Consider the following 14,478-nt stretch of genomic DNA (forward strand, 5'->3'; position numbering starts at 1 on the left):
TTGGAATGTGATATAATACTAGTATCTATTTTAGAATGTAAGAAAGAAAGTTTCATGAAAAATATAAAAGTTAATGCTTTGGCTAGCTTGCTGGTCAATATTTTAAACATCGTTTTTCCCCTGATTACTAATCCCTATCTAACACGGATTCTTAGTAAATCAAATTACGGCTACTTTAACACAGCTAACACCTGGGCAAGCTTTGTCATTCCACTAGCTGCCTTTGGGATTTACAATTATGGGATTCGAGCAATTAGTAAAGTAAAGGATGACAAAAATAAGATTAATTATGTCTTTTCTAAGTTGTTCTATATTTCGCTCATTACTTCAGTTGTAACAACAGCTATCTATTTCCTCTTTATTTATTTTGATACTAGTATTGTCAATCTAAAAATTCTTTACTATATCCTTGGAATCCAAGCTCTCTTCCAATTTCTGAATATCGAATGGATGAATGAAGCCTATGAGAATTATTCTTTTATCCTTTATAAAACACTCGTGATTCGTATTGGAATGTTAGTCGCTATCTTCGCTTTCGTTAGGACACCTGATGATATTGTTCCTTATGCTACAATCATGAGTGCAACAACCATTATCAACTATCTACTCAGCTTCCTATGGATTAAACGAGAAGTTTCCTTTGTCAAGATCGAAGTTATTGAACTCATCAAAGCATCTAAGCCACTTCTGACCATGTTGCTTCTAGCAAATGCCAATATGCTCTACACCTTGCTAGACCGTATGTTCATCACCAAAGGACCTGATGAGAATTACATCTCCTACTACACTATTGCTTCAAGTATTGTTATGCTGATTGCTAGTGTCCTGAGTGGAGCTATCAATGTCAGCATTCCTCGACTTGGTTACTACTTAGGAAAAAAAGATTTTCATTCTTATAAGTATCTGGTCAACCAAGGTGCATCTCTCTTTTTCTTCCTCATGATTCCGACTAGTATCGGAATCATGGTTTTAGGAACCTATGCGACTGTTATTTACTCTTCTGAGAAATATATAGAAGCAGGAATTGTAACAAGCGTCTTTGCCTTTCGAACCATTATCTGGGCTATCGAATTAATCCTTGGAAAGCAAATTATCTTTATCAATGACCATGAAAACCGATTAACAGCTTTCTACTTTATGGGGGGCGGTGTCAATGTCATCCTAAACTCTCTACTCCTTTTCAACAACATCTTTACTCCTGCCTACTACATCGGGACAACGATTATTGCTGAGGCAATTGTGGTTCTACTTGAAATCCGCTTTATTCAGAAACATAAACTCTTGGATTTGAAAGAAATTTTTGGAACATTAGCTCGCTACACAATTGTGTCATTAGGCTTTATTCCAATTTACTATATCTGTAAAATTCTCTTCCAAGTTCATTCATACACAGTGAATATGGCTATGCTCAGTATGGTAGTAGCTACAATTGCCGGATGTGCTATTTATTATGCTTTCGCTCTCTTTATCATTAAGGATAAAACCCTTCACTATGCACTAGATCTAGTTCGTGCAAAAATCAAGCGAAGTTAACAAAACACCTATAAAGCTTAAGCTTTATAGGTGTTTTTATTGTAGAAAAAATTAATTAAAAATCAGTTAGAAACTTAATTCTATTCTTAGCTCGCTTGTGTTTTAGGTTCAGTAGATTAATTTTTTTCCTCAGATGTAACAGATAAGCTTTCTGTTTGTTGAGTTCTCTCAACTTCTGTTGTTTCGAAAATATGCCCCTGACTTTTTGCCACAGTTTGTTCCTGAGTTGTTTCCTCGGTTGTAACAGTCGTCCAAATTCCATCTGCATTGAGCTTGTACCCGTCAGGACTTGTTCCATTTCTTAGGAGAGAACCATTTGTTTGGAAATAGTACCAGTTACCATTCAGTTGTTTCCAGCCAGTTTCCATGGCACCACTTGCATTGAGGTAATAGCGTGCCCCATTTATCTCTTGAAGGCCTGTTTGCATGATACCATCCTTGTCTAGATAGTACCAAAGTCCATTTTCTTTGAGCCAACCTGTCTTCATCGCTCCACTATTTGTAAAGAATCTGTATGAGTCATCGAACCACTTCCAGCCCGTTTGCATAGCTCCACTTGCATTTAGATAGTAGCGAGTACCTTCGATTTCTTGAAGGCCTGTTTGCATGATACCTTCTTTATCTAGATAATACCAAAGATCGTTTTCTTTGAGCCAGCCTGTCTTCATTGCTCCACTACTTGTGAAGTAACTATAATGATTATCAAACCATTTCCAACCTGTTTGCATAGCCCCACTTGCATTTAGATAATAGCGAGCACCTTCAATTTCTTGTAGGCCAGTTTGCATGATACCTTCTTTATCTAGATAGTACCAAAGACCCTTATCTTTGAGCCAACCTGTCTTCATTGCTCCACTGCTTGTGAAGTAGCTATAATGATTATCGAACCACTTCCAACCGGTTTGCATGGCTCCACTTGCATTTAGATAATAACGAGTTCCTTCAATCTCTTGTAGGCCAGTTAGCATAACACCTTCTTTATCCAAGTAATACCAAGTATCTTTATCCTTGATCCAGCCTGTTTTCATTGCTCCGGAACTTGCAAAATAGCTCCAATGCCCTTCAATCGAGATCCAACCGGTTTGCATAACTCCCTTATTATCAAAGTAGTAGGTTACTCCATTGATTTCCTTTTTACCAACTATTTGTTTTCCTTCTTCATCAAAGTAGTACCAGTTCGATTCAATTTTTTGCCATCCAGAGCCTGTCTCATCTGACTGTAATGCCCCACTACTTGCAAAGAACATTTTCTTACCATTAAAGACTTGTGAGCCAGTAAGCATTTTACCATCTTTATCAAAGAGGTACTTCTGCCCACCGATTTCAGCTAGCTGATCATATCGTCTTGCACCGTTTGACTGGATGTAGTACCAAGTATTATCATGATAGAACCAACCACCCTTCTGCATTTTACCATCATTGTTTAGATAGTAGTCATTAAATTTTGGTTCTCCATTCCATTCGTCAGTGATACGGAGCCAACGACCACTCTGCATTTGACCTTTTCCGTTAAAGAAATATGTAGCACCAGCAATATCTTGCCAACCGATAGCCATCTGACCATCTTTTAAACGATACTTCCAGTAACCATCTTCTTGATACCATTTCTCATCAACAGTAGGAATATTCGGAAAATCTCCTGAAACATTTGTAAAGCCTTTATCACTAATATCAAATACAGTTGCATCCTGAGTTTGGCTAGATGCGTGAATCACTTGAATATTTTTCTTTTGGAGATAATCTCTCGTTGAAGCAACATTAATGTCACCTCCAGTTGTTTGAATGACCATACTAGGGGAAAGATGATTAATGAAGTCAATTGTATTAGAAACTTTAGCATCATAGTGATGATTCCATTTCATCATATCTACTTTGCCAATCACAGGACCTAGCTTATCTTCTGCTCCCTCAGCGTTATCTAAGTCACCACCAAGATAAATTCTTTTTCCTGCTACAGTTACTACTGCTACAATTGAATTGGAATTATCATCAAGAACTCTCTTTAAGTTCCCATCAGAATCATATTCATTTTTATAATTATAAAGCTGAATATCCATGTCACCAAATTTGAACTTGCTATCTTCATCTTTTATGTCTTGAATAAGTGTAACTCCCTTATTCTGTGCAGCACGAAGAGCATTATCATAATTGAAGAGGTTATCCCACAATCCCCAAGTACTTGTAATTCGTTGATCCGAATATTTTTTCAAATAGAATTTATCGACTTGATAGCGATTAAGAATTTCATCTGCTCCACCTATATGGTCACTATGAACATGAGTCCCTAGTATAAAGTCTAATTTCTTGACACCTAATTGATCAAGATGGCGAATCAACCGATCTTCCAAAACTTGATAATTGTTAATAGAAATTCCCCATCGATTTGGATAACGTGTATCCGTTCCATCCGGAAAATCATAATCCTCTCCCATATCAATCAAAGCATAGTGGCCATTACTTTCTAGTAAAATAGCATCACTTCCAGAGTTAGCTTTTGTATTGATAAAGTGGATACGATTCCCTGAACCTGTTGAAATAGTATCTGCATTCACTGTTTGTGCTTGAATTATTGATGCTGATAAGATCAAGGCACTAAGTAATATTGATTTTTTCATAGTTTTCATAAGGCATTCAACTTTCTCTTTTTTATATACTCTTTCATTAATCAATCCAATAATTATTTTCATTCCCTGGTGTCTGTTGGTCAACAGGGGGTGGGGTCATATAATCTTCACCAAACTCATAGACAAGAATCTCATGGTATCTTCTTGGTACTTTTAGAATTAGATTTTCATACGACATATCAATTGTATCATACAACCATTCTTTTTTAATACCAGCTGGATAGTAAGAGTCATAAGTTGAACAAACTAAGTCTGTAGAATTTTCAACACTGTATTTTAATGCAAGTTGTTCAAGTTTTTGATTCCATAATTGAGGAGAAGTAAATCTAAATATTGCTGATGCAATATAACGAGGAAGATTTTTAATTCCTCCGTTTTCATATTTAATTCCCTTAAAGTTTAACGACGATAGACGAATTAATTGCTTATAGAGCTTCATTTTCTTACGATCTTGTTCATCTGTAACAAGACCATCATACGGGAAGACATCTACACAAGTTCCAAGAACAACACTTGAATCTAAAAGATTCGAATCTCTCCGTGTTCGAATATCGTAAACTCGCATATAACTATATGGATATCCCTTGGTTTCTCTAAAAGAAATCAGCTTATAGTATGGGTGGTTATCATTTTTTAGAACTGCATATAACTTTTCAAATTCATCTCTAGCTAAAGAAATGTCTGTATCATCATCCCAAGGAATAAAACCTTTATGACGAACTGCACCTAATAAAGTGCCAAAATCGATAAAATATTTGATGTCGTGTTTTTTACAAACTTGGTGTAAGTATTCTAGAATTCCAAGCTCAATTTGCTTGATTTCTTCAAGGCTTAAGATTTTTTCAGACATTATTTATCGCTCCTAATCTCTACTTCTTTGTTTAAATAATAATCTATTGATTTTCAGTAATCTTCCACAATTTGAAGTCATGATGCGAAACTTGTTGCTCAACTGGTGGTAACTGCATATAATTTCCATAATCTGAAGTTAAAACTTCATGATAATGTTTTGGAATCATAAATTTCTTACCTTCAAAGCTACCAGCTTCAACTTGTTCTAACCACTCACGTTTCCAAACGGGCTTATTCATATCTTTATAGACAACATAGTCCACCAATTCATAATCTTCTACTTTTCTAGATTTAGCCAATTCATCAATCTGGGAAACATACTTATTTGTGTTAGTGAAATAAAAGATAATAACAGAAATATAGCGGATAATTGAATTTACTACACTTTTACTATTCGTAATTCCTTTAAAAGTGTAGCAACTTAATTGACGCTTTTTAATGATCTTAGTCATCTTATCTTTAAATGCCTGATCATCTTCATATCCATCTACAGGAAAGATATCAACATAAATCCCCATATCTGAATCAATTCGAACATCTTCTTCAACCAAATAGGTATGATTGTCTTGAACTTTCATAAAAGGATAGACATAATTGACATTATTTTTATAAGACATTAATTCATAGCGCTCGTCTGGATGTGCAATCATATAATCTTGCAGTTTTTCATAATCATCACGAAGCATACAAATATCCATGTCATCGTCCCAAGGAATAAAACCTTTATGACGAACTGCACCAATTAAACTACCATAGGACAAGAAGTATTTGACACCAATTTTATGACACACTTCATGGATATACTCCATGATTCCTAACTCCATTTGTTGAATTTCAGAAATATCAGTTACTTCTTTGTAACGAATATTTTTTTCTTTTTCACAAATCATTAGACCATATCCCACAACTAACCAAAAAATGATGTTGATGAAGTTGGTTGAATACATAATTTGGCTCTCAAACAACTGACCAAATAAGATTCCAAAGAATAGAATCATAATCAGTTTTTCAGTATTTTTCTTGGATTTAATCAAGTAAGAAACAAAGCGGAAACCTACATAAACAATGATAAGTATGAAAGAAAAGAGGCCCAAGAATCCGGAACTCACAAAAATGGTAACAAAGATATTGTGGAAATTACCTCCAATAAGTGAGTTTTTAATTTCAAATTTACTAAAATATTTTATGTAATAATCTGATACGTTTCGAACACCATAACCAAATAGAGGTTTTGCACGTCCCATTTTGATTGCATTTTTCCAAATATACGTACGTCCACTTGGAGTTGTTTCAATCAAGTGAAGCTCCCCATTTTTCTTAGCAACATCCGAATCAGTTTCAGAATAAGATTCACCTTTATTTAAGTCAATTATAGTTGCCTTGGCCGCTGAAATATATACCGATGTTAAATAACTAATACCAATATTGCTACCTGTTAGTAAGATACTAGCTACTAAAAAAGTTAGCCATTTTTTGGCAAATCTTCCCCTAGTGACAAAAATACAATAGAATACTAGCATTAGAAGAACTGATAAAAGAGCTCCCCTACTTTGCATGGTTGCAAAATAAACTAACTGAACGACATTATTAATTTTAAGATAAACAGAGTATTTGCTTCCCTTATGTATTAAATACATAGCAAAAACGATACTAATGTATGAGAAAATCGCACTGGCGTTAGGGTTAACAAGTCCCCATAATCGGCCATTCATTACTCCGTAATAATAAGAGTTCTCTCCAATCTGAAATAGAATTAAAACTCTTGAAAATAATAAAGCAAAAGCAAATATAGCCGAACCAAATGAGACAATCTGTATGGTTCCTGCAATCATACCTAATAACTTCCTTAGCTGCTCAGGTTTTACCATGGTAAATAATAAAACATAAGCCAGCATAAAGAAAATTTCAACCATATTTCCGAGCAGGTGTCCAGATCTATTAATGAGCGCTGATAAAAAGTGACTGCCCACTAAAAGACCAAATAGGGTAAGAAACTTCTTATCTATCTCTATTCGTTTCCAATTAAAAAATAAAGTTAAACAAATTGACAGAACAACAACTGCTGAAAGCCCCTTATAAATCGGATTGGTGACTTTATAAATTAACGAACTCATGCTTAAAATCGAAATGAAAACAAAAAGATATGAAATCCACAGTTTTGATTTTTCAAAGCATTCATTCATTTTTGAAAAATTCATCTTCAACTCCTTTAATGACATTATTTATTCAAGCCTACAATTTGTCTATAAATCCATGGAGAAATTCCTAGTGACAAAATGGCTATTTTCCGCAAACTAGTAAAATAAGGATCTCTCAATATTTCCGAGATATGACTAACTATCCACTTTCTCAATTGAGTTTTCTCTTTATTATATTCTGTTGAATCTGTGAAGATTATTTTATCGTACACTGTAATATAAGACCAAGATTCTCTATTTACTAATTCTGGTTTTAATTGAGGAAAACATTGATAAACTTTAGGAATAATGATTTTATATACTTCTATAGTATCAAAAACATGACTATTCACAGATGTAGTTGCGCTTCCCTCTCTATGATCATAATAGTATATTGGTTTATCTATAAAAACACTAGTGCATTTTGTTTCAAGTAAAACTTCTGTTAAGAATAGAGCATCTTCTGCTAAATGATAATCTGTACTGAATCTAAAATTTTCAATCAATTGCTTATTAAATAATTTTGCAACAGGGAAAAAAGAAGTTCGAGTAGTCATCAAAAGTTCTTTCATGGTTTGCTCAGCAGACCATACTGACTCTTGACCTGAAAAATCAGGCAAATCTGTCACTTGTCCATTTTTTACATGATGCAAACGAGCAACTGAGAAACCAACAGAAATATCTGATCTTACTGCACTTATCAAAGTTTCCAAATAATCTGGCGTAATAAAATCATCACTATCAACAAAAGTTATCCATTCTCCGGTTGAGTTTTGAATACCTACATTTCTAGCATTGGAGACTCCAGCATTCTCCAGATGAAAAACCTTGATATTCTCATATTTAGAAGCCAGCTGATCACACAAGTCACCACTCTGGTCTGTCGAACCATCATTAATAAGAAGCAATTCAAAATTGGTAAAAGTTTGCTTTATAATCGACTCAACACATCGTTCAAGATAATTTTCTACGTTGTATACAGGAACAATGATACTAATTTTTTCTTGCATTTTATTCTCCCTTATATTCTGTATAGCTCTTATCCATATCTGCTATTATGGCATCGTGGTGAGGTACTTGCTTGTCTGCAGGCGGTGGTGTCATATAGTCACCAAAAGCTGTGCTAAGATAAGCGTCATAACCAACCGGAATAGGCATTTCTGTTCCCTCGAATGGTAGGAAAACGTTGTCTTCAAAGGCCTGAATTGGATACTTTTTCTTCATGTATCCTGGCCCTGAACATAATTCTGTAATGCCATCACTTTCAGCTGGTCCATACTTGGTCATTTCTTTCTCAGCCTTTTTCCAGATACGATAGCGAAGCGATTTAGGAGTTAATCCTAGTAAAATGGTACTACCCCACTTCATGAGAGCTCCATGCTTTTCTGGAATGGTTTGTGCACAAAATAGAGAATAAATCAAAGCCCAGCGGACTTGTTTCTTGCGCTCTGCTGGATTTTTAGGGTAGTAGTCCAAGGGAAGAACATCCAAAGCCAAGCCGTGGGGAAGATCCAAATCTTGTTGGTAAGGCTTGATACAAGTCGTCTCCTTATCACGAATGGTGATAAAGAGGTTACGGTCTACATAGTCTTTAGAACTCTTTGATAGGAAGTAACGCTTATCCGCATATAGAGGCCATAACTCTGCTAGTTTTTCATAGTCCTTTCGTGGCATAAAAAAGTCCAAATCATCATCCCAAGGGATAAAACCTTTATTTCGTAAAGCTCCAATTGCTCCACCACCACACAAATAACAGAGCAAGTCATGTTCTTTACAAAAGGCGACAAAATATTCAGCCATCTCTAAGCTACGGGCTTGAATTGCCTTTAAATCACTCATCTCATTCTCATCCTCTTCTATAGAATTATATCATTTCATTATACCATAAAAATGGTCAAAAAATCCATCTAACCATGTGAAAAATCAAAGCCCGAGACACCCATTTGATGAGGTGTTTCAAGCTTTGATTTTAATGTTTTTATCATCTAAATCCCATTTGGGCTAGCTTATTCTGGTAGGCTTTTTGATCCACTCGAAGTGCTAGACCTCCATAGACATCATAGTCATCTACCCAGTCTCCAAGTTCCGGTACTGTTAGTCTTTCAATACCGTTCTGACCTCCTTCGAGGACGGATAAACCGTTGGTTAATAAGAAAGTATAAGGAAGGTTTGTCGATGTCATGGCGAATACTTTACCAAGTGCTTCTGAACCTGTGAAAAGTTTTGTAGGATCTTTAATTTGCTGTAAAACAGCAGTCATGACTTGTTGCTGTCTACGAGTACGGCCATAGTCCCCTTCATCATCATCGCGGAAACGTGCATAGTTGAGAAGAGTAGAACCATTCATTTGTTGTGTTCCGACTTTAATAGTTTGTGTTGGTGACTCGGTTTCTGTCGCATGCAAGTCATCACCGACTGTAGCTTCTGTAACTGGAACACCATTTAGAGTTGAAAATTGAGCATCAATAGTCACACCATCAGGGAAAAGGGTATCAATGGCAGTCGCAAAGGCTTGGAAATCTACAAGAGCATAGTATTTGATATCTAGGTCAAAATTATCTTTAAGGACCTTACGTACCATTTCAGCCCCTTGTTTTCCTTCTTGTTCCCCCAATTCGTAGGCTAAGTTCAACTTGTGGTCAGTTTGTTTTTGTCCGTTAATAACTTGGCTATAACCATCAATATAAACTAGGTTATCTCGCATAAAACTTACAAGCTTAAGTTTTTTATCTTTACCACTTACATTCAGAACCATAATAGAATCTGTCCGTGTTTCTGCACTATTCTGTCCAATACGGCCGTCTGTCCCTAAAATAAGAATATTGACACCATCTCTTGTATCCTGTCCATTGAAAACTTCAACTTGGGCAGCCTTGGCATCTTTCGACCCGCTTGAGCCATTCGGATTGGCTGACTGGAAACCTTTCAAGAACATGAAAATCATTCCTACTGCAGCACAAAGCAACAGCATTCCTAACCAAGCAAGTATGCGTTTAAAGCGAAAGACTCTTTTTTTCTTTGGATTCTTCTGCTTAGGAATTTTAGCTTTTTGTTGCGGTAGACTACAACGTCGACTAGCACGACTTCGATTAGTATAAGTCGGAAGACCTGTGTTAGGTTCCGTATAGTCTTGGTTTTCTGCTTCTTCTACGGCAACTGAACGAGCTTCTTGTTGACCATCCAGCTTAGCTTGTAAAAAAGCAAACTCTCTCTTTTCTTTATCATTCAGATAGTGGATGTTTTTTAATAGATAGTCGTAACGTAGTTTCTCATGGTGTGTCAGAGGATTTTCTCTAGTCATTCCTTCTCCTTCCCTTTATCCTGTATGGTATAGATAGGGTAAGCTCCTAGCACTTTAAAGTGGATCCCAATCGTTTCTAATTCTTTTTGAGCAAAATGGACCAATTCTTTATCAGCATAGTCCACATCAATGATAAAAAAGTACTCACCTAGTGCTGTTTTTAAGGGGCGACTCTCAATCTTAGTTAGGTCAATCCCGCGCCAAGCAAAGGTCGAAAGCGCCTTATATAAGGCTCCCGGTAGATTGTCTGGCAAGGTCAATGCTAGACTCATTTTCTTAGCATTTGCATTCAAGGGCATTTGCGGTGCCTTGGGACCTAACACCCAAAAGCGAGTAAAATTGGCTTCCATTTCTTGAATGTCTTGAGCAATTAATTCCAAACCATATTCTCCAGCCGAACTTTTGGGGGCAATGGCAGCAAAAGGCTGATCTGGATGCTCGGAAACATAGCGCGCAGCGTATGCTGTACTAGCAGTGACTTCTAGTTGAGCATCTGGATAATGCTCATCAATAAATTTCTTCCCCTGTGCCAAAGCTTGTGGGTGAGAAAAGATTTTCTCAATTTTAACTTGCCCTGGCACCGCCATCAACTGTTGATGAATTGGCTGCACAATCTCCGCCACAGCTTGAATACGAGCTTGATGAAAAAGATAGTCCAAGGTTTCATGAACACTACCTTCAATGGAATTTTCAACTGGCACTACTGAATAGTCTACTAAGCCCTGTTCATAAGCTTTGATAACGTCCGTAATATTTGAAAAAGGCTCTAGTTCCTCATGAGGAAAAGCCGTCTGCACCACATGGTGCGAAAAAGATCCTTTAGGACCTAGATAGGCAATTTTCATGTCAATTCCTCTATAATTTCCTCTGGACTTAGCTTGGACACATCGATAACTTTAGTAGCTACTTCCTCATACCAAACCTGTCTTTCTTTAAAAATCGTAGCTAAACCTTCCTTGCTATTCTTTAAAAATAGTGGGCGTTGATTATCCTCATCGGCTGAAATTCGCTGGTACAGGGTCTCAAAATCTGCTTTAAGGTAGGTGTTGTCTGGATTTTGCTTGAGCAAGGCACGATTACGTGGCGAAATAACAATCCCTCCGCCTGTAGAAATAACTTTATCTGTCTTTAGCAAGTCAGCTAGGACTTCTTCTTCTAGCTGGCGAAAGGCTACCTCTCCTTTTTCTTCAAAAAAACGAGCAATCGGCATCCCCAGTCGGTCTTCCAGCAAGGCATCCATATCTACGAAGTCAGGATCTAGCTTTCTAGCAATAGTAGTTTTTCCTGAACCCATAAAACCTAGTAAAACCTTAGCCATGAATCAAAGTCTCCAAATCATCAAAGAAGCTTGGATAGCTAGTATTAATAGCTTCGGCTCGATCCAATTCAACTTCTCCATCTGCAACCACGAGAGCTGCAATGGCTGTCATCATACCGATACGGTGGTCTCCAAAGGTGTTGACTTTGGCTCCATGGAGGGCAGATTTCCCTTTAATAATCATTCCGTCTGCTGTAGGAGTAATAGTTGCTCCCATACTATTTAAAGCATCCGCAACAACTTGAATTCGATCCGTTTCTTTGACCTTGAGTTCTTCTGCATCTTTGATAACTGTTTGACCTTGAGCTTGGGTAGCAAGGAGCGCGATAATCGGCAATTCATCAATTAAACGTGGAATCAAGGCTCCACCAATTTCTATCCCTTTTAGGTCTGAAGTTTCAACAGTCAAGGTTGCAGACTTGGCAATTGGATCAATATCAGTAATCTCTAATTTCCCACCCATAGCTCGGATAACATCGATAATACCTGTACGTGTTTCATTAATACCGACATTCTTAAGTACCACTCGAGAATTTGGCACAATCAAACCTGCTACCAACCAAAATGCTGCACTAGAAATATCTCCTGGTACGACAACCGTTTGTCCACTAAGTTTCTGTGGCCCTTGAACAGTGATTTTCTTCCCATCGACACTTAAGTCTCCACCAAATTGACGAAGCATATCTTCTGTGTGATTACGAGTGCACTCCTTTTCAATGATGACTGACTGACCTTGAGCCTGCAAAGCCGCAAAAATCAAGGCTGACTTGACTTGGGCAGAAGCGATTGGCAATTCGTATTGAATAGGTCTTAAGTTTTTCGTTCCCTTTAAGTGCAACGGTGGCAAGTCTCGCTCTGTCTGACCTGAAATGGTAACTCCCATTTTTTTCAAGGGAAGAGTTACACGATCCATTGGGCGTTTAGAAAGACTATCGTCTCCAAACATCTCTACTTCAAAGTCTGCACCAGCAAGGACACCTGAAATCAAACGAATAGATGTCCCAGAATTCCCCATATCCAGAGCGTTCTGAGGGGCTTTCAATCCATCCATGCCAACACCTTGAATGGTAATAACCCCATCTTTATCCTCAATCTCAACCCCAAGATCACGAAAGACTTGCATGGTCGAAAGGACGTCTTCACCACGCAAGATATCATAAACCTTAGTTTCCCCCTCAGCCAAGCTCCCAAAAATAATAGAGCGATGACTGATGGACTTGTCCCCTGGCACGCGAACGCTACCATTTAAGTGTGTGATATTTGTTTTTAATTTCATACTGGTCCTCATACTGGCAATACTTTTTCTTATTTTATCATAAAAAGTCAGAAATTTCTTAAAAATTCCTGACTTTATGATAGTTAAAAATATTTTTTAATAAACTTTTACCTTTTTGATTTATTTCAACTTAAAGATTTTTAATAGCAGTTCTTTTTCATTTTCAATTTACCAGCTATCTGAAGAACCACCACCATCAAATCCACCACCACCCCAATCATCTGAAGACCAAGATGAACTAGAACTATCCGAATCATATCTAGAGGAAGAAGAATCTGATCTACCATAAGAACGTGACTGTACTTTTAGTGAAGCATAGTAGCTTTTTCTGAGTTCGGAAGTCCAAGAAGCATTCCTCACAAAATCTTTATCATTTGGATAGAGTTTCCCCTTCCCATTATAAGAGTATTGAGAGCGATTGAGCCTATCCAGTTGCTTTCTTTTAACTTCTGCGTAGTATGCTTCTATAAGTAATGTAGTCCAAGTGTCATTAGGTAGAAAACCTTTTGAGTCTGGATATAGCTTGTTATATCCTTCGTAGTTATATTGAGACCTAATTAAACGCTTATTTTTTTTATAGTCAGATTTACGTTCTTCAGTCCACGTATCGTTAGGTACAAAGTCAGGAAAATCTGGATACAGTTTCCCCTTTCCTTCGTACTCATACTTAGAAAAGCGACATCTTTTTAGGTACTTGAACCACGATGCTAAACTTAGTAAAAGAAAGAATATTGGATAGAACAATATCGGAGACGAAATGTAATCTAAGTACTTACTAAAGCCTTCATTATTTTTTAATGATTTTTCATAGCTTTTTGAAAGTCGATTAGTTTCCTTCTTGTTTATGATTTCAGCTTTTCTAGACTCCGCTTTAGAGATACCTACTAGAATTCTGTTAAGAGCATCAGTATATTTCCCTTCTTTCATGTAAGGCTTAGAATCATTTAGTAAAGAACTGGCCATGGAGTCAGTAAGCCAAATTGCTGCTTCGTTAGATGTTTCAATACGAAACTTCCTATCCTTTATAGCAATAGCAATTAAAATTCCACTGTTGGAATCTTGTTTGCCAACTTTCCATTTGCGTGCAACCTCATTGGCTACCTCTTCAATACTGGAACCGTCCAGGGTATCTACAATATAAATACCTACTTGGGTTTCACTTCCAGCATTCATATTCTCTAACGTTTCTGCAACACTAGTGGTTAAATAACCATTAGGATCGTATATACCATTTAAAGGCCGATCTGGAACAGCTATATTAGCCGCCACTAGAGGCATAAAAAAGAATAAAGGGATAATTAAGAGTAAAATTAACTTTTTCATAGGAGATCCCCCACAAGACTAATCAGTTAAATTGATTTTAGGGACAAACTTTGCATCTTTCTCTGTTCCAATTA

Annotated in this window: 11 protein-coding genes; 1 reads left to right on the forward strand and 10 read right to left on the reverse strand. The window is 36.8% G+C overall.

The window, feature by feature from the left end; genetic code table 11:
• Window positions 1–54: 54 nt before the first annotated feature.
• Window positions 55–1,533 (forward strand): oligosaccharide flippase family protein, encoded by a 1,479-nt coding sequence (locus QM859_RS04605; RefSeq protein WP_414262276.1) that lies wholly within the window; start codon window positions 55–57, stop codon window positions 1,531–1,533.
• Between the two features lie 116 nt (window positions 1,534–1,649).
• Here QM859_RS04605 and QM859_RS04610 read toward each other — a convergent pair whose 3' ends face one another.
• The 10 genes from QM859_RS04610 to QM859_RS04655 all read right to left on the reverse strand — a co-directional run bounded on the left by QM859_RS04610 (window position 1,650) and on the right by QM859_RS04655 (window position 14,404).
• Entirely contained in the window at window positions 1,650–4,157 is a 2,508-nt protein-coding gene (locus QM859_RS04610; RefSeq protein ID WP_414262277.1) for an MBL fold metallo-hydrolase, read from the reverse strand.
• Window positions 4,158–4,194: 37 nt separating this feature from the next.
• A complete protein-coding gene (locus QM859_RS04615; RefSeq protein ID WP_414262278.1) occupies window positions 4,195–5,007 on the reverse strand; it encodes a LicD family protein in 813 nt (270 codons plus the stop codon).
• A gap of 43 nt (window positions 5,008–5,050) precedes the next feature.
• Window positions 5,051–7,207 (reverse strand): LicD family protein, encoded by a 2,157-nt coding sequence (locus tag QM859_RS04620; RefSeq protein ID WP_414262279.1) that lies wholly within the window; start codon window positions 7,205–7,207, stop codon window positions 5,051–5,053.
• Between the two features lie 20 nt (window positions 7,208–7,227).
• Complete coding sequence (locus QM859_RS04625; protein ID WP_414262280.1) at window positions 7,228–8,196, reverse strand: glycosyltransferase family 2 protein; 969 nt, start codon at window positions 8,194–8,196, stop codon at window positions 7,228–7,230.
• Between the two features lies 1 nt (window position 8,197).
• Entirely contained in the window at window positions 8,198–9,025 is an 828-nt protein-coding gene (locus QM859_RS04630) for a LicD family protein (RefSeq protein ID WP_414262281.1), read from the reverse strand.
• Window positions 9,026–9,167: 142 nt separating this feature from the next.
• Window positions 9,168–10,487 carry an LCP family protein gene (locus QM859_RS04635; protein ID WP_414262282.1) on the reverse strand — a complete coding sequence of 440 codons (1,320 nt, stop codon included), beginning with the start codon at window positions 10,485–10,487 and terminating at the stop codon, window positions 9,168–9,170.
• Window positions 10,484–11,332: a prephenate dehydratase gene (pheA, locus tag QM859_RS04640; RefSeq protein ID WP_414262283.1), complete on the reverse strand. Its 849-nt coding sequence runs from the start codon at window positions 11,330–11,332 to the stop codon at window positions 10,484–10,486. The genes QM859_RS04635 and pheA overlap by 4 nt, the downstream gene beginning before the upstream one ends.
• Window positions 11,329–11,805: a shikimate kinase gene (locus tag QM859_RS04645; protein ID WP_414262284.1), complete on the reverse strand. Its 477-nt coding sequence runs from the start codon at window positions 11,803–11,805 to the stop codon at window positions 11,329–11,331. Before QM859_RS04645 ends, pheA begins: the two co-directional genes overlap by 4 nt.
• On the reverse strand, window positions 11,798–13,081 hold the full coding sequence (gene aroA, locus QM859_RS04650) for a 3-phosphoshikimate 1-carboxyvinyltransferase (RefSeq protein WP_414262285.1): 1,284 nt from the start codon (window positions 13,079–13,081) through the stop codon (window positions 11,798–11,800). The genes QM859_RS04645 and aroA overlap by 8 nt, the downstream gene beginning before the upstream one ends.
• Before the next feature lie 168 nt (window positions 13,082–13,249).
• Entirely contained in the window at window positions 13,250–14,404 is a 1,155-nt protein-coding gene (locus QM859_RS04655; RefSeq protein ID WP_414262286.1) for a TPM domain-containing protein, read from the reverse strand.
• Window positions 14,405–14,478 lie beyond the last annotated feature (74 nt).

Source organism: Streptococcus infantis (genome assembly GCF_047463175.1).
Lineage (GTDB): Bacteria > Bacillota > Bacilli > Lactobacillales > Streptococcaceae > Streptococcus > Streptococcus infantis_AC.